Source organism: Streptomyces cyaneochromogenes (assembly GCF_003963535.1).
GTDB lineage: Bacteria > Actinomycetota > Actinomycetes > Streptomycetales > Streptomycetaceae > Streptomyces > Streptomyces shaanxiensis.
On sequence record NZ_CP034539.1, the window covers coordinates 8990149 to 9011002 of the forward strand.

The 20854-nt window shown below is 70.8% G+C and carries 16 protein-coding genes, 1 pseudogene and 1 riboswitch; of the genes and pseudogenes, 14 read left to right on the forward strand and 3 right to left on the reverse strand.

Annotated features, from left to right (window positions below):
* Position 1 precedes the first annotated feature (1 nt).
* From ispG to EJ357_RS40600, 6 genes are all read left to right on the forward strand, one after another.
* Entirely contained in the window at positions 2–1177 is a 1176-nt protein-coding gene (ispG, locus tag EJ357_RS40580; RefSeq protein WP_126396786.1) for a flavodoxin-dependent (E)-4-hydroxy-3-methylbut-2-enyl-diphosphate synthase, read from the forward strand.
* Between the two features lie 31 nt (positions 1178–1208).
* The gene (gene dxs, locus EJ357_RS40585; protein ID WP_228472760.1) at positions 1209–3203 is read left to right on the forward strand and encodes a 1-deoxy-D-xylulose-5-phosphate synthase; all 1995 of its coding nucleotides are present in this window, start codon (positions 1209–1211) and stop codon (positions 3201–3203) included.
* A complete protein-coding gene (locus EJ357_RS40590; RefSeq protein WP_126396788.1) occupies positions 3200–4585 on the forward strand; it encodes an aspartate aminotransferase family protein in 1386 nt (461 codons plus the stop codon). The genes dxs and EJ357_RS40590 overlap by 4 nt, the downstream gene beginning before the upstream one ends.
* Positions 4586–4749: 164 nt before the next feature.
* Entirely contained in the window at positions 4750–4902 is a 153-nt protein-coding gene (locus tag EJ357_RS48650; protein ID WP_175647696.1) for a hypothetical protein, read from the forward strand.
* A gap of 99 nt (positions 4903–5001) precedes the next feature.
* Complete coding sequence (locus tag EJ357_RS40595) at positions 5002–5625, forward strand: helix-turn-helix domain-containing protein (RefSeq protein WP_126396790.1); 624 nt, start codon at positions 5002–5004, stop codon at positions 5623–5625.
* Positions 5622–5741, forward strand: coding sequence for a DUF6126 family protein (locus tag EJ357_RS40600; RefSeq protein ID WP_126396792.1), 120 nt, complete (start codon positions 5622–5624; stop codon positions 5739–5741). The genes EJ357_RS40595 and EJ357_RS40600 overlap by 4 nt, the downstream gene beginning before the upstream one ends.
* A 59-nt stretch (positions 5742–5800) precedes the next feature.
* Here EJ357_RS40600 and EJ357_RS40605 read toward each other — a convergent pair whose 3' ends face one another.
* Positions 5801–6598, reverse strand: a complete 798-nt coding sequence (locus EJ357_RS40605) for a tyrosine-protein phosphatase (RefSeq protein WP_126396794.1) — start codon at positions 6596–6598, stop codon at positions 5801–5803.
* A 180-nt stretch (positions 6599–6778) separates the two neighbouring features.
* On the opposite strand from EJ357_RS40605, the gene EJ357_RS40610 reads away from it, so the two are divergent.
* The 6 genes from EJ357_RS40610 (at position 6779) to EJ357_RS40635 (ending at position 14852) form a co-directional block, all read left to right on the forward strand.
* Positions 6779–8866 (forward strand): alpha-galactosidase, encoded by a 2088-nt coding sequence (locus EJ357_RS40610; RefSeq protein ID WP_126396796.1) that lies wholly within the window; start codon positions 6779–6781, stop codon positions 8864–8866.
* Between the two features lie 299 nt (positions 8867–9165).
* A riboswitch (cyclic di-AMP (ydaO/yuaA leader) is annotated at positions 9166–9331 on the forward strand.
* 4 nt (positions 9332–9335) lie between these two features.
* The gene (locus EJ357_RS40615) at positions 9336–10301 is read left to right on the forward strand and encodes a LysM peptidoglycan-binding domain-containing M23 family metallopeptidase (protein ID WP_126396798.1); all 966 of its coding nucleotides are present in this window, start codon (positions 9336–9338) and stop codon (positions 10299–10301) included.
* A gap of 284 nt (positions 10302–10585) precedes the next feature.
* Complete coding sequence (locus EJ357_RS40620) at positions 10586–11302, forward strand: hypothetical protein (RefSeq protein ID WP_126396800.1); 717 nt, start codon at positions 10586–10588, stop codon at positions 11300–11302.
* 25 nt (positions 11303–11327) lie between these two features.
* Complete coding sequence (locus tag EJ357_RS40625) at positions 11328–13223, forward strand: rhamnogalacturonan lyase family protein (RefSeq protein WP_126396802.1); 1896 nt, start codon at positions 11328–11330, stop codon at positions 13221–13223.
* The gene (locus tag EJ357_RS40630) at positions 13207–13923 is read left to right on the forward strand and encodes a DUF6250 domain-containing protein (RefSeq protein WP_126396804.1); all 717 of its coding nucleotides are present in this window, start codon (positions 13207–13209) and stop codon (positions 13921–13923) included. The genes EJ357_RS40625 and EJ357_RS40630 overlap by 17 nt, the downstream gene beginning before the upstream one ends.
* Before the next feature lie 110 nt (positions 13924–14033).
* The gene (locus EJ357_RS40635; RefSeq protein WP_175647697.1) at positions 14034–14852 is read left to right on the forward strand and encodes an SGNH/GDSL hydrolase family protein; all 819 of its coding nucleotides are present in this window, start codon (positions 14034–14036) and stop codon (positions 14850–14852) included.
* 123 nt (positions 14853–14975) lie between these two features.
* Here EJ357_RS40635 and EJ357_RS40640 read toward each other — a convergent pair whose 3' ends face one another.
* Positions 14976–15596, reverse strand: a complete 621-nt coding sequence (locus EJ357_RS40640; RefSeq protein ID WP_175647698.1) for a TetR/AcrR family transcriptional regulator — start codon at positions 15594–15596, stop codon at positions 14976–14978.
* Between the two features lie 70 nt (positions 15597–15666).
* Entirely contained in the window at positions 15667–16845 is a 1179-nt protein-coding gene (locus EJ357_RS40645) for a Glu/Leu/Phe/Val dehydrogenase dimerization domain-containing protein (protein ID WP_126396806.1), read from the reverse strand.
* A gap of 257 nt (positions 16846–17102) precedes the next feature.
* Here EJ357_RS40645 and EJ357_RS40650 point away from each other — a divergent pair, with 257 nt between their 5' ends.
* Together EJ357_RS40650 and EJ357_RS40655 are read left to right on the forward strand one after the other, a co-directional pair.
* The gene (locus tag EJ357_RS40650) at positions 17103–18278 is read left to right on the forward strand and encodes an MBL fold metallo-hydrolase (protein ID WP_126396808.1); all 1176 of its coding nucleotides are present in this window, start codon (positions 17103–17105) and stop codon (positions 18276–18278) included.
* A 604-nt stretch (positions 18279–18882) separates the two neighbouring features.
* A pseudogene (locus tag EJ357_RS40655) lies at positions 18883–20724 on the forward strand (ATP-binding protein); the annotation flags it as partial.
* Positions 20725–20854 lie beyond the last annotated feature (130 nt).

Sequence of the window (20854 nt, forward strand, 5' to 3'; positions counted from 1 at the left end):
CATGACCGCCATCCCCTTGGGCGTCCCCGAGGTACCGGTCCGGCCGATCGCCGAGCGGCGTGTGTCGCGGCTGATCCAGGTCGGTCCGGTGGCGGTGGGGGGCGGGGCCCCGGTGTCGGTGCAGTCGATGACGACGACGCGTACGTCGGACATCGGCGCCACGCTGCAGCAGATCGCCGAGCTCACGGCCTCGGGCTGCCAGATCGTGCGGGTGGCCTGCCCGACGCAGGACGACGCGGACGCGCTCGCGACGATCGCCCGCAAGTCGCAGATCCCGGTGATCGCGGACATCCACTTCCAGCCGAAGTACGTCTTCGCGGCCATCGAGGCGGGCTGTGCGGCCGTCCGGGTCAACCCCGGCAACATCAAGCAGTTCGACGACAAGGTCAAGGAGATCGCGCGGGCCGCCAAGGACCACGGCACGCCGATCCGCATCGGCGTCAACGCGGGTTCGCTGGACCGGCGGCTGCTGCAGAAGTACGGCAAGGCGACACCGGAGGCGCTCGTGGAGAGCGCGCTGTGGGAGGCGTCGCTCTTCGAGGAGCACGACTTCCGGGACATCAAGATCTCGGTCAAGCACAACGACCCGGTCGTGATGATCGAGGCGTACAAGCAGCTCGCCGCCCAGTGCGACTACCCGCTGCACCTCGGGGTGACCGAGGCCGGTCCAGCCTTCCAGGGCACGATCAAGTCGGCGGTCGCCTTCGGCGCGCTGCTCTCGCGGGGCATCGGCGACACGATCCGTGTCTCCCTGTCCGCGCCGCCCGCCGAGGAGGTCAAGGTCGGCATCCAGATCCTGGAGTCGCTGAACCTCCGGCAGCGGCGTCTGGAGATCGTCTCCTGCCCGTCGTGCGGGCGGGCCCAGGTCGACGTCTACAAGCTCGCCGACGAGGTCACGGCCGGTCTGGAGGGCATGGAAGTGCCGCTACGGGTGGCCGTCATGGGCTGTGTGGTCAACGGCCCCGGTGAGGCGCGGGAGGCGGACCTCGGGGTCGCCTCGGGCAACGGCAAGGGCCAGATCTTCGTCAAGGGCGAGGTCATCAAGACCGTCTCCGAGTCCAAGATCGTCGAGACGCTGATCGAAGAGGCGATGAAGATCGCCGAGCAGATGGAGCAGGACGGGGCCGCATCGGGCGCCCCCGCCGTCACGGGGAAACCGGCAGTGACGGTGAGTTGAACCAAGGCACGGACCGAGAGGGGGCCCGAGCGTGACGATTCTGGAGAGCATCCGGGGGCCGCGCGACCTGAAGGCGCTGTCCGAGGCGGAACTCGGTGAACTGTCCGACGAGATCCGGGAGTTCCTGGTGCACGCGGTCGCCAGGACCGGCGGACACCTCGGGCCCAACCTGGGGGTGGTGGAACTCTCCATCGCGCTCCACCGGGTCTTCGAGTCGCCGGTCGACCGCATCGTCTGGGACACCGGTCACCAGAGCTACGTGCACAAGCTTCTGACGGGACGGCAGGACTTCTCCAAGCTGCGCGGCAAGGGCGGCCTGTCCGGCTACCCCTCGCGCGAGGAGTCCGAGCACGACATCGTCGAGAACAGCCACGCCTCCACCGCGCTCGGCTGGGCCGACGGGCTCGCCAAGGCCCGTCAGGTGCAGGGGGAGAAGGGGCACGTCGTCGCGGTGATCGGCGACGGGGCGCTGACCGGGGGCATGGCCTGGGAGGCGCTGAACAACATCGCGGCCGCCAAGGACCGGCCGCTGATCATCGTCGTCAACGACAACGAGCGGTCGTACGCCCCGACCATCGGGGGCCTCGCCAACCATCTGGCCACCCTGCGCACGACCGACAGCTACGAGAAGGTCCTGGCCTGGGGGAAGGACGTACTGCTGCGGACCCCGCTGGTGGGCAGCACGATCTATGAGTCGCTGCACGGGGCGAAGAAGGGGTTCAAGGACGCCTTCGCGCCGCAGGGCATGTTCGAGGACCTCGGGCTGAAGTACGTCGGCCCGATCGACGGGCACGACATCGGCGCCGTCGAGTCCGCGCTCAGGCGGGCCAAGCGATTCCACGGGCCCGTGCTGATCCACTGCCTCACGGAGAAGGGGCGCGGCTACGAACCCGCCCTGGCCCACGAGGAGGACCACTTCCACACCGTCGGCGTGATGGACCCGCTGACCTGCGAACCGCTCGCACCGTCCAACGGGCCGTCCTGGACCTCGGTGTTCGGCGAGGAGATCGTGCGGATCGGGGAGGAGCGGGAGGACGTCGTGGCGATCACGGCGGCCATGCTGCACCCCGTCGGGCTGGGCAGGTTCGCCGAGCGGTTCCCGGACCGGGTGTGGGACGTCGGGATCGCCGAGCAGCACGCGGCCGTGTCGGCGGCGGGCCTCGCGACGGGCGGGGTGCATCCGGTCGTCGCCATCTACGCCACGTTCCTGAACCGTGCCTTCGACCAGTTGCTGATGGACGTCGCCCTGCACCGGTGCGGGGTGACCTTCGTGCTGGACCGGGCCGGCGTCACGGGCGCCGACGGGCCCTCCCACAACGGCATGTGGGACATGTCGATCCTCCAGGTCGTCCCCGGCCTCAGGATCGCCGCGCCGCGCGACGCCGACCAGCTGCGGGCACAGCTGCGCGAGGCCGTGGCCGTCGACGACGCGCCGACGCTCGTACGGTTCCCGAAGGAGTCGGTCGGGCCGTCGATCCCGGCGGTCGACCGGGTGGGCGGGCTGGACGTGCTGCACCGCGACGCGGGTGAGCCGGACGTCCTCCTGGTCGCCGTCGGCGTGATGGCCCCGGTGTGCCTCCAGGCGGCCGACCTGCTGCAGGCACGCGGCATCAACTGCACCGTCGTCGACCCCCGCTGGGTCAAGCCGGTCGACCCCGCGCTCGCGCCCCTCGCCGTACAGCACCGGTTGGTGGCCGTCGTCGAGGACAACAGCCGTTCCTCCGGGGTCGGCTCCGCGGTGGCGCTGGCGCTGAGTGACGCGGATGTCGACGTGCCGGTACGGCGGTTCGGCATCCCGGAGCAGTTCCTCGCGCACGCCAAGCGGGGCGAGGTGCTCGCCGACATCGGGCTCACGCCCGTGGAGGTGGCCGGCCGGATCAGCGCGAGCCTCGCCCTCAAGGAGGCCGAGGACGGGCCGGCCGGTCCGGGGCAGGCCGAGGGCGGCGATGACGGCCGTACCGGTCGTACCGGTGGTGACGGCCGTTCCGGTCGTGACGTCGTGTCAGTCAAGGAGAAAGCCGAATGACCACGGAGTTCGACCTCGGCAGACTCCTGGCCGAGCGCGGAGCCGAGCGCTACGAGCTGCACGCGAAGTACCTCAACCACCAGCTCCCGCGCATGCTGCAGACCATCGGCTTCGACAAGGTCTACGAGCGGGCCGAGGGCGCGTACTTCTGGGACGCGGACGGCGACGACCACCTGGACATGCTCGCCGGGTTCGGGGTGATGGGGCTGGGGCGCCACCACCCCGTCGTCCGCAAGGCGCTGCACGACGTCCTCGACGCCGGCCTCGCCGACCTCACCCGCTTCGACTGCCAGCCGCTGCCCGGGCTGCTGGCGGAGAGGCTGCTCGCGCACAGCCCGCATCTGGACCGGGTGTTCTTCGGCAACAGCGGGACGGAGGCGGTGGAGACCGCGCTGAAGTTCGCGCGGTTCGTCACCGGCAGGCCACGGGTCCTCTACTGCGACCACGCCTTCCACGGGCTGACCACCGGTTCCCTGTCGGTGAACGGCGAGTCCGGCTTCCGGGACGGCTTCGCCCCGCTGCTGCCGGACACGGCTGTACCGCTCGGCGATCTCGATGCCCTGGCGCGGGAGCTGAAGAAGGGCGACGTCGCCGCACTGATCGTCGAGCCGATCCAGGGCAAGGGCGTGCACGAGGCCCCGCCCGGCTATCTGCGGGCCGCCCAGGAGTTGCTCCACAGGCACAAGGCGCTGCTGATCGCCGACGAGGTGCAGACGGGGCTGGGACGCACCGGCGACTTCTACGCCTACCAGCACGAGGACGGTGTCGAGCCGGACCTGGTGTGCGTGGCCAAGGCGCTCTCCGGCGGGTATGTGCCGGTGGGCGCCACCCTCGGCAAGGACTGGATCTTCAAGAAGGTCTACTCGTCCATGGACCGCGTGCTGGTCCACTCGGCGAGCTTCGGGTCCAACGCCCAGGCCATGGCGGCGGGGCTCGCGGTGCTGTCCGTCATGGAGAACGAGCAGATCGTCGCCAACGCGCGGGCGACCGGGGAGCAGCTGAAGGCCCGGCTCGCCACGCTGATCGACAAGTACGAGCTGCTCGCCGACGTGCGCGGCCGGGGCCTGATGGTCGGCATCGAGTTCGGGCGGCCCAAGTCGCTCGGGCTGCGCAGCCGTTGGACCATGCTGCAGGCCGCACGCAAGGGCCTGTTCGCGCAGATGGTCGTCGTACCGCTGCTGCAGCGACACCGCATCCTCACCCAGGTCTCCGGCGATCACCTGGAGGTCATCAAGCTGATCCCGCCGCTGATCATCGGGGAACGGGAGGTGGACCGGTTCGTCGACGCCTTCACGGATGTGATGGACGAGGCGCACAGTGGCGGCGGGTTGATGTGGGACTTCGGGAAGACGCTGATCAAGCAGGCGGTCGCCAACCGCTAGCACGGCGGCGGGCCCGGCTCCACCGGGCCCGCCGCCGGGAGGCCCCGTCTCGCATTAATCGATCGCATGAACGATCACCCCGGGGCGCAATCGACGGATGCCAAGCCCAGCGGAGCAGCTGCTCTCCGCACTCGAAACACTGCCGTTCCCGGCCCGGCGGCACGGTGACCGGTCTGCTCGCGGCGCAACTGGTGGCCTCGACGGCGGGCAGCCTCGACTGGCCGGAGGAGTGGCGGTCGCTGCTGCGGCTGCTGCGCAGGCATTCGGACCCCGACGTCCGGCAGCGGGCACACCGGACGATGACCGCGTCGGAGTGACATCCGGGAGGTGATCAGGCCGCTATGGCGGCCGAAGGTGCGTTTGCCTCTGAGGCAAGAAATTTGCCCATCAGGTAAACGCCGGGCTGAATGGGAGGCATGAACTCTCCCGAGGCCGAGCCGTCGGACGGGTCGGAAGGCGTCCTGCCCGTCGTCGCGCCCCAGCTCCGCGCGCTGCGCCGCCGTGCCTCCCTCACCCTGGAGGCCGCGTCCCGCTCCGCCGGGCTGTCGCCCGCCCACCTCTCCCGACTGGAGACCGGGCAGCGCCAGCCCTCGCTGCCGATGCTGCTCGCGCTCGCACGCATCTACGGTACGACCGTCTCCGAGCTGCTCGGCGAGACGGTCACCGACCGGGACGCCGTCGTGCGCGCCGCCGACATGGAACCGACCGCGGCGGGCGGCTGGACCTACTTCCAGGCGGGCGCGGCCGGACGCGGAATGCAGGCCCTGCGCGTCCAGGTGCCCTACGGCTCGCAGGGCGACATCGTGCGCGTGCACGCCGGCGAGGAGTGGCTCTATGTGCTCCAGGGGCGGCTACGGCTGCGCCTCGGGGACACCACGCACCGGCTCGCGCCCGGCGACAGCGCGCACTTCGACTCGCTCACCCCGCACCGCATCGCCGCCCAGGACCCGGGCGGGGTCGAGCTCCTGTTCGTCCACACCCTGCTGCAGAGCCCCACGGCCACCCTGTGCCTGGGCCCCACTCCTGGAGAGAGGCCATGAACAACATGGAGGAGAAGTTCCCGCGCGCCCTGTGGGTGCGGCTGATCATCTACATCGCGGTGGGGCATGTCTTCGCCGCCTTCATCTACCTGCTGTTCGAGATGGGAGCGAGGTAGGCGCGGGCGCGAAGGCGCCGGGAACGCGGTGGGGGCCGGGGCGAGGCCCGCGGCCGCCCTCAGTCGAGCAGCCGCTCCCGCAGCCGCTCCCGGGCCTGCGGAGTGATCCCCAGACCCTGCTCCAGATAGGCGTCGACGCCGCCCCACGTCTCCTCGATCGTCTCGAAGGCCGCCGTCAGATACTCGGCGCGCGCGTCGAACAGCGGACTGAGCAGCTCCATGACCTCGGGGGAGTAGGCCGAGGCGGAGCTGCTGGTGCGGTGCACCTTGTAGCGGCGGTGCTTGGCGTTGGACTCCAGGTAGTCGGCGAGGATCGCCTCGCGCTCGACGCCGAGGGCGAGCAGCGTCACGGCGATGGACAGCCCGGCGCGGTCCTTGCCGGCCGCGCAGTGCATCAGGGCGGGGACGCTGTCCTCCACGAGCGCGTGCAGCACCTGGGAGTGCTCGGCGGTGCGCTCCTTGATGATCGTGCGGTACGAGGCGATCATCCGGCCCGCGGCCCTGCCGTCGGAGAGGATCTCGCGCAGCTGGTCGATGTCGCCGTCGCGCACCATCCGCCAGAACTCCGCGCCGTCCGCGGGGTCGCTCAGCGGCAGGTTCACATTGCGCACGCCCGTCAGCTCGACGTCGGGCCCCTCGAGCTTCTGGTCCGCCGCGTTGCGGAAGTCGAAGATCGTGTGCAGGCCCAGGGAGCCGAGGAAGGTGGCGTCCTCCTCGGTCGCGTGCGCGAGGTGGCCACTGCGGAACAGCACTCCGTACCGCACCCGCCGTCCGTCCACAGTCGGCAGGCCGCCCACGTCGCGGAAGTTGCGGACTCCGGCCAGCTCGGGCTCGGTCGACGGGATCTGCTGCGTCACGGGGGCTCCTCCCAGTCGGCCCCGCCGGCGCGGCTCGGCGGTGCGGCCGACGGGGTGCGCTCTCGACCATACGACATGGATTCCTGGGGCAATGAGTTGTCCACAGGCATTGCATCGGAGGCTGACGGGCCTTGATGATGTTGGTGCTTGAGTGGACCTGTTCGAATCTGTGAGGGCCTGATGCTGGAGATCTCCGACCGTGGACGTACCTGGGTTCTTTCCGGGCCAACCAGCAGTTACGCCCTCCACCTGACGGAGGCCGACGAACTGCTGCACCTCCACTGGGGCCCGCGGATCGCGCTCGCCGACGCCGAGGAGCTGGCCGCGCGCCCGCTGCCGGAGTACCGGCCCTTCGAGTCGCAGCTCGACGGTCACGAGGAGTACCCGGTCGAGGGCGGCCCCCGCTTCGTGCGGCCGGCCCTGTCCGTGCGCACTGCCGGGCGTCGCGGCACCGAGTGGACCTTCGAGGCGTACGAGACGTACGGGGCCGGGGTTGCCGAGGGCGAGGAGCTGCGGCTGCGGTTCCGGGACGGCGGGCTGGGCGTCACGCTGCACTACCGGATGCGTGACGACGTCGTCGAGCGCTGGGTGACCCTGGACAACCAGGGGCCCGATCTGGAGCTGCTGCGCGCCGACTCCGCGACCTGGACCCTGCCCGACCGCGAGGACTGGCGGCTGTCGCAGCTGCACGGACGCTGGGCCGCGGAGTCCCGGCTGACGCAGTCCTCCCTCACCTACGGTGAGAAGGTCATCGGCAGCCGCCGCGGTCACACCGGGCACCCCCTTCTGCCATGGGTCGCACTCGACACCGATGCCACCGAGGAGCGCGGCGAGGTGTACGGCTGCGCCCTCGCCTGGTCGGGGTCCTGGCGGATCGCGGTGGCCCAACTGCCGGACGCGCGCGTGCAGATCACCGGTGGGGTCGGCTACGACGAGTCGGGTCTGCTGCGGCTGGCGGCGGGGGAGTCGTTCGTGACGCCCGTCTTCGCCGGGCTGTGGAGCGACGGCGGCTTCGGGGGCGCGAGCCGTGCCTGGCACGCCTACCAGCGTGCGCATGTGATCCCGGACGCCCATCAGGACCGTCCCGTGCTGTTCAACTCGTGGGAGGCGACGGGGTTCGACATCTCCGAGGAGCAGCAGCGTGCCCTCGCGCGACGGGCCGCGGCGGTCGGCGTCGAGCTGTTCGTCGTCGACGACGGCTGGTTCGGGGCGCGCACCAGTGACCGTGCCGGGCTCGGCGACTGGACGCCCAACCCCGACCGCTTCCCCAACGGCCTCAAGCCCCTCGCCGACTACGTGCACGCCCTCGGTATGCAGTTCGGCATCTGGGTCGAGCCGGAAATGGTCAATCCGGACAGCGAGCTGTATCGCGCCCACCCGGAGTGGGTGCAGCACCAAGAGGGGCGAAAGCGGACAGAATTCCGCAATCAGCTCGTACTGAACCTCGCCCGCGAGGACGTCCAGGAGTACCTCTGGAACCAGCTCGACGGGATCCTCTCCAGTGCCCCGATCGACTACGTGAAGTGGGACTTCAACCGCTGCTTCAGCGACGCGGGCTGGCCCGGCGAGGCGTACCCGCAGCGGCTCTGGATCGATCATGTGCGCGCCTTCTACGCCCTCTTGGACCGGCTGCGGGACGCTCACCCGGGAGTCGCCTTCGAGTCCTGCTCGGGCGGTGGCGGCCGGATCGACCTGGGTGTGCTGAGCCGTACCGACCAGGTGTGGACCTCCGACAACACCGACCCGCTCGACCGGCTCGCCATCCAGCACGGCTTCAGTCAGATCCATCCGGCGCGGGTCATGGCCGCATGGGTCACCGACAGCCCGAACAACCAGCTCAACGGCCGGGTGAGCTCGCTTCGGTTCCGGTTCGTGAGCGCCATGGCCGGGGTGCTCGGCGTCGGCGGCGACCTCACCCAGTGGAGCGAGGAGGAGCTCGCCGAGGCGCGGGAGTGGGTGGAGCTCTACAAGGAGATCCGTCCCCTCGTGCAGCGCGGGGACCTCTACCGGCTGCGGCCCCCGCGCGGCGGCCTGAGTGCCGTGCAGTACGTGCGCGGCGACGAGGCGGTCGTCCTCGCCTGGCTCCAGTCGCAGAGCCATGGAGAGGCCGCGCCGGCGTTGCGGCTTCGCGGACTCGACCCGACCGCCTCGTATGAATGCCGCGAAACGGGCGAACTCCACCGAGGTGCCGTATTGCTGCATCACGGACTATTTACCGGCCTGCGAGGCGACCTCGATGCGACGGTTATCCGACTGCGTCGCATCTAGGCGTTCTGTCCGAATTGGCGCCTTCATTCCAACTCGCTCTGGAGCAAGGGAAGCTGGAGCAGTGTCACGTGAGGAGCGTCATATTCGTGACCGTGCGTCGCCCGTCATGTTCACGTAATTCGCGCGCTTTTCAAGGGGTTTTGAGCCGGGTGGCGTGCCCGTAATTTACGCAGTGTGACCGAGAATTCCCACAAGGGATCAACAGGAACGCATTCGGACGGAACCTCTCACTTGTTCCCGTGCGTCTTCCTCGCTTACGTTCGCCACCAATCCGGACGGACGCCTAATCCTGCCGCCGACCGGATCCCGCGCTAACTCACCCGTGTACGGCAGGAGCGGGGGACCCACAGGTACAACCGCCTGTTCCGGTCTCCGGAACGGCTTGGGGTCAAGTCGCGTCTCGACGCGGCCGGGCATCTCCAGCCCGCACCCGACAGCTCACCTCGCAGGCGCCGGAGAGGAATTCGCCATGCCCGCGAAGGGTAAGCACCGCCGCCCGAAGTCCCCGCGCTTCGCCCGCTCCATCGCCGTCGCCGGAACCGGCGGCGCCGCGCTCGCTCTCCCGCTCATCGGGGCGACCGGCGCCCACGCCGCTCCCGCGCAGTCCGTTTCGGAAAAGGCCGTTCAGGTTCTTCCGGTCGCCGACAAGAAGGTGGCTGAGAAGAAGGCCGCCGAGAAGAAGGGCACGGCCCGGAAGGCGGGTGTGCAGACCTATTCGGTGAAGGTCGGCGACTACCTTTCGAAGATCGCGGACGAGCAGAACGTCAGTGGCGGGTGGAAGAAGCTCTACGCCGACAACCGCGAGGCCGTCGGTGCGGACCCGTCCCTGATTCACCCCGGTCTGAAGCTCTCGATAGGCGGCAAGAAGGCCACGGCGAGCGCCCCCAAGTCGCCGTCCGCTTCCAAGTCTTCCTCGCCTTCCTCGTCCTCTTCGGCCCCGAAGTCGTCGGATTCGTCCGCCTCGAAGTCCTCCGCGGCGAAGACGACCAAGGCCGCCCGGAGCGCCGAGACCACCAGCACCGCCAATGGCTTCAGCGCCCCCCTGGCCACGTCCGCGGTCGGCACCGCGTACAAGGTGGCGGGCAGCATGTGGTCCAGCGGCTACCACACCGGCGTCGACTTCTCCGCCGCGACCGGCACCCCGCTGAAGGCGGTCGGCGCGGGCACCGTCGTCTCCGCCGGCTGGGGCGGTGCGTACGGCAACCAGGTCGTCATCCAGCTCGCCGACGGCTACTACGCCCAGTACGCCCACCTCTCCTCGCTCTCCGTGTCGGCCGGCCAGACCGTGAGCGCGGGCCAGCAGATCGGCCTCTCCGGCGCGACCGGCAACGTGACCGGCCCGCACCTGCACTTCGAGATCCGCACCACGCCGGACTACGGCTCGGACGTCGACCCGGTCGCCTACCTCCGCTCCAAGGGCGTCGCCATCGGCTGACCCCCGGCTCACCACCTCGCCTGACACGCAGCCGAAGGCCGGACCCCGATCCCCGGGTCCGGCCTTCGGTGTGTCCGGCTTCGTCGGCCGACGGGGATCCGCGCCGGCCGACGGGGATCCGCGCTGGGAGGCCGCCCACCTCAGCGGCGTTCATGATCGCCGCATTGCGGTCTTGTGGCAGGCGTGCCCGGGGCGTCGACAGTGAGGGGAGAGCGGGGGCACAGTGATCTCCGTAGCGCCGCAAGCGCTTTCCATGCTGCCTTCCACGGCCCACGGAGGTCCCCGTGCCCGGCGTCGACCGACGCACCGTCATCAAGGGCGCCGCAGTCGCGCTGCAACTCACGGGCTCCACCTGGACGGTGATCGCGGGGCCGGTCGGCGGTGGTGTACAGCCCGTCATGGCGTACGGCGACTCGAACGTCGTCCGGCCTGATGACGGTCGCCTCACCTACGAGGGCCACTGGGGCCGGACCGCGGATGCCGCGATCACCGTCAACTCCGGTTCCCTGCTGACCTTCCGCTTCACCGGCGACACGGCCGACGCCCTGTTCGACGTCTCGTCGATCACCGTGCCCACGCAGATCTACGTCTCGGTCGACGCAGGTCCGAAGCGGCTGTACGCCGTCGACCGCGGCGACATCGCGCGCCGACGGTACGGCCGCCTACCCCACCCTCGTCGCCGACGCCCTGCACGCCTCGCTGACCCAGGTCGGCTTCGGACGGCAGGGCGTGATCAAGACCGGCAACGGAGGAGTGCCGGCCGCGCAGGAGGCGTACGGCTGGAACTACGCGGGTTCCAGGGCGGACCCGGACCGCCCGCATCCTCGCGCTGCACCCGTTCGACGGTACGCACGCCGACGACATCGCCGCCGTCGACGAACTCGCCGACCGACGCGTCGAGTTCGTCGACACCACCGACTGGCTCTCCCCGCCGGACGGGGACTTCAACGGGACCGTCCCACCCAGCGCCCAAGGCCACCGCAAGGCGGCCGACCGACTGATCGCCCTCATCGCAAAGGAGCTCTAGTGCACGCCAACCGACGCCGAAGAACCGGTGCCGTCGCCGCGGTGGCCCTGCTGGCCGGGCTGATCTCCGCGCCCGCCGGTCACGCCGCCGAGCCGCGCCGCATCCTGGAGAACCTCGACCGCGGACTGGTCGCCGTGCCCTCCGGCGAGGGCACCTTCCTCAGCTGGCGCCTGCTCGGCACCGAGTATGCGCGGCACGGAAACGCCATCGCTTTCAACGTGTACAAGAACGGTCGCCGACTGAACCGGGCTCCGGTGATCAACTCGACGACGTACCAGGACAACACCCGAGGTGCGGGCACGTATACGGTACGGGCCGTGGTCAACGGGCGTGAAAGGAAGGCGAGTTCGGCCGCGCTCGAGTTCTCGCGGGGATACGCCGAGATCCCGCTCGCCACCGCCGACGGCTACACCGTGCAGCATGCCTGGCCCGGCGACCTCGACGGCGACGGACGCTACGAACTCGTCGTCAGCCGTCTCTCCCGGACCCGTGACAGGCCCGACCTGCTGGAGGCGTACACCCTCACCGGCGACCGCCTGTGGCGCGTCGACCTCGGCCCCGGTTCGCACAACCAGGTCGGCGGAAACGGCGCCAACGACCCCGCGCCCGCCGCGATCAGTGGTTCGACGGCGATCGGCGGATACCGCAACGACGACAACGTCACCGTCTACGACCTCGACGGCGACGGAAAGGCCGAGGTGCTGGTGCACACGGCCGACGGGACGACCTTCGCGGACGGCTCGAAGGTCACCGCGGCCTCGCCCGCCAACCAGTTCGTCTCGGTCATCGACGGCGCGACCGGCACCGAGCGCACCCGGCAGCCCGTCCCCGACGACCTCGTCGCCGACGGGCCCTCCGGCGGCCACTTCGGCATCGCCTACCTCGACGGCGAACGCCCGAGCCTCGTCACCAAGTTGGTCACCCGGGTAGGCGCCAAGCGGGGCGCCTTCCGGATCCTCTTCCAGACGTGGGACTTCAACGGCACGGACCTGAACCGCCGTTGGAAGTACGCCGTCCCGTCCGACAGCGGCGCGACCAGCTTCCACCAGATCCGCACCGTCGACGTCGACCAGGACGGCACGGACGAGATCGCCGACGGCAACTACGTCGTGAACAGCGACGGCACCCTGCGCTACGTCGTCGACGGCGCCGGCCACGGCGACCGCTTCCACATCGCAGACCTCGACCCCGACCGCCCCGGCCTGGAGGGCTTCGCCATCCAGCAGGCGGAGCTGGGCGTCATACCGAAGTTCCCCTGGTACTACTACGACGCCGACACGGGTGAGCGCCTGGTGACCGGGCAGCACCCGGCGGACTGGGAGAACGACACCGACATCGACGTGGGCCGCGGCAGCACCGGCGACATCGACCCCGGCCACCCCGGCTACGAGTACTGGACCTCCACCGCCGACGTCACCGCCCCCGGCGCGGGCGTCTACAACGTCCAGGACGGCAAGGTCTCCACGACCACGCCCAGCGTCAACTTCCGTATCTGGTGGGACGGCGACAAGGCGTCGGAGAACCTCGACTTCACCCACGTCGAGAAGTGGGACCCGGCGACCGAGACCACCTCGAAGATCTTCGAGGCGACCGGGGTCGTCTCCGGCGCCCGCAACGCCTCCCCGTTCTACGGCGACATCGTCGGCGACTGGCGCGAGGAGATCCTCGCCGAGACCGCCGACCACACCGCCCTGCGCCTCTACACCACCACCGAGCCGACGAAGACGCGCGTCTACACGCTCGCCCAGAACCCCGAGTACCGCCTCGGCTGGACCGTGCGCGGCTATCTGCAGTCGACGTACACCGACTACTACCTCGGCACCGAGACCCGTCGGATCCCCAAGCCCTCCCTCACCCTCCCGGAAGGAGCCCTCTCCCGTGACGACCACGCGTAGAGCCTTCGGAGCCCTGGCCGCCGGCGCCGCACTGGCCGCCCTCGCCCCCGCCACCACCGCGAGCGCCACTGCCCGCCATCGCCGGCTGATCGCCCACGACGACTTCCGGCACGGCCTCGGCCGGTGGGCCGTGGAACTGGAGAAGGGCGGTACCGTCACCGCCTCGCGCGGGGTGCTGGAGGTCGATGTGCCCGCGGGCGCGACGATCTGGTTCAAGGAGCGGCTGGAAGGCCCGTACGTCATCGAGTACACGGCCACGCCGATATCGGCAGGCGGAGTCAACGACCGGGTCTCCGACCTCAACAACTTCTGGAACGCCACCGACGTCCGCTCCCCGGACGACATCTTCGCCACCGAGCGGGGCGGGGTGCTGGCGGAGTACGACTACCTCAGGACGTACTACGTCGGCTACGGCGCCAACACGAACACCACGACACGGCTGCGCCGGTACGTCGGCGAGGCCGGGGTCCGCCCGCTGGTCCACGACTACACCGAGCCGCTGCTCGTGGCGAACGAGCCCCACCGGGTCCGGATCGTCTCCGACGGTTCGACCGTGCGGTGGTGGAACAACGGACGGCTCGTCTTCGACTACAGCGACCCGGAGCCGTACACGAGCGGGCACTTCGCCTTCCGGACCACGTGGAGCCACTTCCGCATCAGCGGCTTCCGGGTGTGGCGGTTGAGCCCACAACAGCCCTGATCAGAGGCTTATTCCTGGTTTGGCCAATACTTTAGGAGTGGCTTATCTCACCGCGCGTCAACCCTTCCTTACGGTCGCGTAGGTCACATTCGAAGGTGAATCATGCCCGTGTGGCAGACGATTCGAAGAGTGACAGCAGATCAGAGATCGGGTCGTACGTCGCGGTGGGGGACAGCTTCACCGAGGGCGTCGGCGACCCCGGCCCCGACGGGGCGTTCGTCGGCTGGGCCGACCGGTTCGCGGTACTCCTCGCGGACCGGCGGCCCGAGGGCGACTTCGACTACACCAACCTCGCCGTGCGCGGCAAACTGCTCGACCAGATCATCGAGGACCAACTCCCGAAGGCCGCGGAACTGGCCCCGGACCTGGTCTCGTTCTGCGCGGGCGGCAACGACATCATCCGGCCCGGCACCGACCCCGACGAGGTGGCCGAGCGCTTCGAGCGGGCCATCGCCCGGCTCACCTCCGCCGTCGGCACCGTCATGGTGACGACCGGCTTCGACACCCGTGGCGTGCCCGTGCTGAAGCACCTGCGCGGCAAGATCGCCACCTACAACGGACATGTGCGGGCCATCGCCGACCGGTACGGCTGTCCCGTGCTCGACCTGTGGTCCCTGAAGACCGTCCAGGACCGCCGGGCCTGGGACGACGACCGGCTCCACCTGTCTCCCGAGGGGCACACGCGCGTGGCGCTGCGCGCGGGCCAGGTCCTCGGCCTGGAGGTGCCGGCCGACCCGGACCAGCCGTGGCCGCAGCTCCCGCCCCGCGGCACCCTGGAGATCCGCCGGGACGACGTCCACTGGGCGCGCGAGTACCTGGTGCCGTGGATCGGGCGGCGCCTGCGCGGCGAGTCGTCGGGTGACCATGTGACGGCCAAGGGCGCGCTGTCGCCGGACGACATCAAGATGCGGATCGAATCGGTGGCTTGAGGCCGCGCGTCGGCGGTGTGGGCCGCGCCCTGTTCGAGGGGGCGCGGCCCACACGGCTGTCAGGGACCGAATGCGGCCGCCATGGGCCCGGGGAGTCTGCCGACCGCGCGGTGTCGGGCGACCTCACCGCGCCGACGCGGTCAACGCCTCCCGCTCCAGTCCCAGTTCCCGGGCGAGCGTCTCGTCCACCCACTCCTGGGCACGCGCGCGTGACACCGCGCCCGGGTACGACGTCAGCTGTACGGCGAGTCCGTCGAGGAGGGCCGTGAGACGCAGGGCCGTGCCGGTGGGGTCGGGGCAGTGGAACTCGCCCGCGGCCACGCCCTCCGCGATGACCTCGGTGATGGCGGCCTTCCACCGCCGGTCGAGGTCCCGTGTGACCTCCTGCAGCGCGGGCTCGCGCAGCGACGCCGCCCAGCCCTCGATCCACAGCCGCCAGCCCTTGGCCTGTCCGGTCGGCGCGTACCACCGCACGGCCGCCCTCAGGCGTCGCAGCGCCGTCGTCCGGCGGCCGAGGATTCTGCCCAGGCGACCCAGGTCGCCCTCGGCCGCATGGGTGAACGCGGCGGCGACCAGCTTCTCCTTCGTGGCGAAGTGATAGAGCACCAGGGCGTTGCTCACCCCGAGCGCCGAGGCCACGTCGGCGATCCTGACCGCCGCCACACCTCGCGCCTCTATCTGCTCGACGGCGGCCCGCAGCAACTCCTCACGCCGCTCCGCCACGCTCAACCGCACTCTTGTCACTCCGTCACCCTAAGGCCTCACCCCAGGCTGTTCCCTGGTCACAGCGGGGCGGAGCCCGCTCCCTCGACCGTCACCGGTGCAGGCCGAACCGCTCGGCGATCACCGGCAGCCGGTCCGCCGCGATGGCGTGCGCGGCGGCGCGGGGCGTCGTCCCGTCGGCCTCGGCACGGGCCAGAGTGCGGTCGGTCAGCGCGCGCATGGAGCGGCGGATGTGCGCGAACGCCTCGACGTCGTCCGCGCCGATGTCGCCGAACAGCGTCCACCACCACCAGGCGTTCGTGGCCGAGTTGACCACCACGTCGGGCAGTACGGTGACGCCCCGCGCGGCCAGCAGATCCTCCGCCTCGGGGCGTACGGGCATGTTGGCCGCCTCGGCGATCCAGCGTGCGGTGATCCGTTCCTGGTTCGTGGCGTCGATCGCGTACGAGACCGCCGCCGGCACCAGCACCTCCGCCTCGGCCGCCAGCCAGTCCTCACCCGGCGCTTCGCGGTCACCGGGGCGCAGTACGGCACGGTCGACGGTGCCGTACGCGTCCCGCGCCGCGAGCAGCGCCTCGATGTCGAGGCCCGCCGGGTTGGCGATCGTGCCCTTGATGTCGGCGACCGCCACGACCGTGAGCCCCGCGCGCGTGAGGAAGCGCGCCGTCGCGCCGCCCATGGTCCCGAGGCCCTGCACGGCGACGCGGGTCCTCCAGTACGGCACGCCGGCCCGGTCCAGGGCCGTGAGCACCGACTCGGCGACCCCGCACCCGCCGACCAACTCGTCGAGCCCGATGCCGTCCACCTCGACCGCGAACGCGTCCGCGAGCCGCCGCCGGGCGCCGGCCTCGTCGTCGAGCAGCGGATACACGGCCTGCACGGACGAGACGAGCCCCGCCTCGACGGCCGCCCGGTCGACCACGTCCTGGGAGAGGCCCAGGTCCTCGCCCGTGGTCCAGAAGCTCTCGATGTACGGCCGCATGGCTTGCAGGTAGCGCACCAGGAGCCCGTAGGCCTCCGGATCCCGGGGATCGCAGTCGATGCCGCCCTTGGCGCCGCCCAGCGGGACGTACCGGGCCTCGGGGTCGTAGTGCAGGGCTTCCTTCATGCTCATGCCGCGGGCGAGCCCGGCGACCTCGTCCAGCGTGCAGCCCGGCCGCATCCGCAGCCCACCGCTGGACACGCCGCGCACCAGCCGGTCGACGACCAGGAAGCCCTGGCGGCCGGTGACGTGGTCGGTCCAGGTGAGCGACAGCAGTGGGGTGGTCATGAGGTCTCCGGTGAGGGTGGGGCCGCGTACCGCGCGCGGCTACTGAACGCGGAGTCAGTATCGGCGGGTCAGTATCGGAGGGAAGGCGGGGACATGTCAACGTACTGATCGGATCTTCAGTGGCGAGCCGCCGCAGAAGGCATCGGGAAAAGCATCGGGAATGCCCGCGGGGGCGCCGGGGTTGTCCCAGGGGCACGGCGGGGCTGTCGGAGAGGCCGACCATAATGGAAGCCTCACCGACTCCACCTGGAGGTACCGTGGCCGGTTTCCGTCTCCCGAGCTCCGGGCTCCGCGCCCTGCGGCCCGAGGCCTTCGGCGTGGATCCGAGCGGTGAGCGCATGGCGCGCATCCGCAGATCGCCGAACTTTAGGAACGGGGTCTTCCAGAACCCCGGAGGCGTCGCCCGGACCCGTCCCTCCGGGTCGATGCTGGAGTTCGCCAAAGTCTTTTTCGACAAGGACACCAGACCCCACCGGGTCCCGAAGGGCACCGTGCCGGTGCACCCCACCACCTACGCCGACCTGGCGAAGCCGCCCGTCGGCGGACTGCGCCTGACCTGGATGGGGCACTCGAGCATCCTCGCGGAGATCGACGGCCACCGGGTGCTCTTCGACCCCGTGTGGGGCGAGCGCTGCTCTCCGTTCCCCTTCGCCGGGCCCAAGCGGCTGCACCCCGTGCCGTTGCCCCTCGAAGCGCTCGGTCCGGTCGACGTCGTCGTCATCTCGCACGACCACTACGACCACCTGGACCTGCCCACGATCAAGGCGCTGGCCGGCACGGACACCGTCTTCGCCGTACCGCTCGGCGTTGGCGCCCACCTCGAGCACTGGGGCGTGTCCGCCGACCGACTGCGCGAACTGGACTGGCACGAGACCACGAAGGTCGGCGGCCTCACCCTGACCGCCACCCCGGCCCGCCACTTCTGCGGCCGCGGACTGCGCAACACGCAGCACACCCTCTGGGCGTCCTGGGCCGTCGCCTCGGACGAGCACCGGATCTACCACAGCGGTGACACCGGCTATTTCGAGGGCTTCAAGGACATCGGCGCCGACCACGGCCCGTTCGACGCCACGATGATCCAGGTCGGCGCCTACTCGGACTTCTGGCCCGACATCCACATGACACCGGACGAGGGGGTGCGGGCCCACCTGGACCTGCAGGGCGGCGATCCGGCCGCGGGCGTCATGCTCCCGATCCACTGGGGGACCTTCAACCTGGCGCCGCATCCGTGGACGGAGCCGGGGGAGTGGATGATGCGGGCCACGCACAAGGCCGGCGTCACGATGGCCGCCCCACGCTGCGGCGAGCCCTTCGAGCCGGCCTCGGTGCCGCCCGTGACGCCGTGGTGGCGCGAGGTCGCCGAGGCGCCCGCCGGGGGGTGGCCGGCTTGGCCGCCGGTCGCGTCGGGGCCGGACAGCGCGATGGTCGTTTAGTGCGTACGCGGGGTGCGGTGGCTGCCTAGGAGCGCCTTCTGCGTGGGGCCGCGCCTGGCGCCCGCACCGTTCTGCGGTGCGCGCGGCGGACGGGGCTCCACGCCCCTGCGGGACGGTACGCGCCGGGCGCGCGGAAGCGCGTCCAGGCGCGCGCGTGGCCGCGTGCGCCGCTACGGCCGGTGACGTACACGGGTGAGAAAGCCGGGCGGTCCGGGTGCCGAATCGTCCCGGCCGGGGCGTTCGCGGGCGCCGAGACGAGAGGCTCGCGCAGGGGTGGGGCATCCGACGTGCCCCACCCTCGACTTTTCTTCGTGACCACTTCTGACCAGGTCTGATCGTTCGACTGCTCCATGTGGGCGAACGGCGGAGTTGGTTATCGGTCTGTCGTACGAGACCTCATACCAGAGCGGGACTCCGTCGGGGGGACTTTGTCAACTGCCCACCGCACATGATGCGGAGGCGACTACTGTCAGTGTCCGTTGGGCGACGCGGAGCCGAATTCCGTCGGCTCCGTCGACCGACATCGCGATGGCGCATGCCCCGGGCCGCGCAGACCGTGCGCACCCTTCAGGCTCCCGACCGACGGACCAGTACGAGGACCCCGATGTCTCAACTCCGCGCCCCGGCCGCACGCGCAGACCGCCGTGAGGGCGGGCGGCACGGGCGCCCGGCCGCCCGCACCGCACCCGCGCTGCCCGAGACCCACATACGGCCCCAACTGCTGCGTCTGGCCGTGTTGCCACCCATCGCGGTGGCCCTCAGCGCCTGCGCGGCCGTGCTGTTCGTCGTGCGCACCACCGGAGCACGGCCGAGCCTCACCCTGTGGGCCGTCCTCGCCGGCGCCGTCTCGGTGACCTTGGCCGGCATCCTGATCGCCGCGGTGGCCGCCAACCGCACCGCCAGGTCCGTGAGTGACCGCATCGGCGCACTGCGCCGCAGCAGCGCCCGGGGCGAGGCAGATCTACGAGCGCTCGTCGATGCACTGCGCCGCGGAGACGGCCCGCCCAAGCGCAAGTCGCGCAGCGGCCCGCCCGACGGCGCCGACGACTTCGAACTGCTCGCCGCCGACCTGGCCCGCGCCCACGACGGAGCCGTCACCGCCGTCGTCCAGGCCTCCCAGCTCTCCAGCCAGGCGGGCAGCGAACAGAAGCTCGAGGTCTTCGTCAACCTCGCCCGGCGCCTTCAGTCCCTGGTGCACCGCGAGATCTCGATCCTCGACGAGCTGGAGAACGAGATCGAGGACCCCGACCTGCTCAAGGGGCTCTTCCACGTGGACCACCTGGCCACCCGTATCCGCCGGCACGCCGAGAACCTCGCCGTGCTCGGCGGCGCCGTCTCCCGGCGGCAGTGGAGCAACCCGGTCTCCATGACCGAAGTGCTGCGCTCGGCCATCGCGGAGGTCGAGCAGTACTCGCGGGTCAAGCTCGTGCCGCCGATCGACGGCACGCTGCGCGGGCACGCCGTCGCCGACGTCATCCACCTGCTGGCCGAACTCGTCGAGAACGCCACCGTGTTCTCCGCCCCGCACACCCAAGTGCTCCTCCGCGCCAACCTCGTGACCTCGGGGCTCGCCGTCGAGGTCGAGGACCGAGGGCTCGGCATGCCCGTCGCCGAGCAGAACCGCATGAACGCCCTGCTCGCCGACCCCGACCAGGTCAACGTCGCCAGCCTGCTGGCGGACGGGCGCATCGGGCTGTTCGTCGTGTCGCAGCTCGCCAAGCGGCACGGCATCCATGTGCGGCTGCAGACCAACATCTACGGCGGCGTCCAGGCCGTACTCGTAGTGCCGCAGGGGCTGTTGGGGACGGAACAAGGGGCCGGGGGTCGGGGCGGCGCCGGGATGGCGCCGGAGCCTCAGGAGCCGCAAGGGGTGGTGGGTACGGCAGTGCCGCCGCACTCCTCGTCGCAGGCCCGCCGGCAGCAGGCGCCGGTGCCGCCCCAGCAGCATCGGCAGCCCATGTCGGCGACGTCGGCCCCCTCGGCCGCGTCGGTTGCATCGCCGGGCGGGCAGCGGGGTGCGGCCGAGGCATCCCCGGGAGCGCCACGCCGAACGCAGCCGCAGACCGGTGTCGGGGGCGCGGCTCCGAGGTCCGGCAGCAACGGACCGGCTCCGCTGCCGGTACGCGGTACCGACGACGGGCGGGCCAACCCGGCGGACGCCGTGCCCGGCATCAGGCCCGGCGAGCGTCGGATCGTCGAGGAGAACTCGGTCGAACCGCCGACCCCGCGTACGGGCACCGTCCGCGGCACCATGGGCAAGCCCCAACTGCCCCGACGCCGTGCCCAGGAACACATCGCGCCCCAACTCCGGGACGCCCCCGCACCGCGCCAGGAATCCGACTACCTCGTCGGACACGACCCGGGGCTGATGGCGGCGTTCCAGCGGGGCATCGGGCTCGCCGAGACTCAGCAGCACATGGAGGCGGCGCACGCGGATGCTGCGCGTATGGACGCCGGGCATGTGGAGGTCGGGCACGTGGATGCCGGACGCAGCGATGCCGGGCACATGGATGCCGGACGCATGGATGCGGGGCACGTGGATGCCGGGCACATGGATGTCGGGCACACGGATGCCG

Bases quoted from the DNA above. Each gene is read 5' to 3' on its own strand.
- ispG (WP_126396786.1), top strand. From the start codon at position 2: ATGACCGCCATCCCCTTGGGCGTCCCCGAGGTACCGGTCCGGCCGATC.
- EJ357_RS40590 (WP_126396788.1), top strand. From the start codon at position 3,200: ATGACCACGGAGTTCGACCTCGGCAGACTCCTGGCCGAGCGCGGAGCC.
- EJ357_RS40595 (WP_126396790.1), top strand. From the start codon at position 5,002: ATGAACTCTCCCGAGGCCGAGCCGTCGGACGGGTCGGAAGGCGTCCTG.
- EJ357_RS40600 (WP_126396792.1), top strand. From the start codon at position 5,622: ATGAACAACATGGAGGAGAAGTTCCCGCGCGCCCTGTGGGTGCGGCTG.
- EJ357_RS40610 (WP_126396796.1), top strand. From the start codon at position 6,779: ATGCTGGAGATCTCCGACCGTGGACGTACCTGGGTTCTTTCCGGGCCA.
- EJ357_RS40615 (WP_126396798.1), top strand. From the start codon at position 9,336: ATGCCCGCGAAGGGTAAGCACCGCCGCCCGAAGTCCCCGCGCTTCGCC.
- EJ357_RS40645 (WP_126396806.1), bottom strand. From the start codon at position 16,845: ATGACCACCCCACTGCTGTCGCTCACCTGGACCGACCACGTCACCGGC.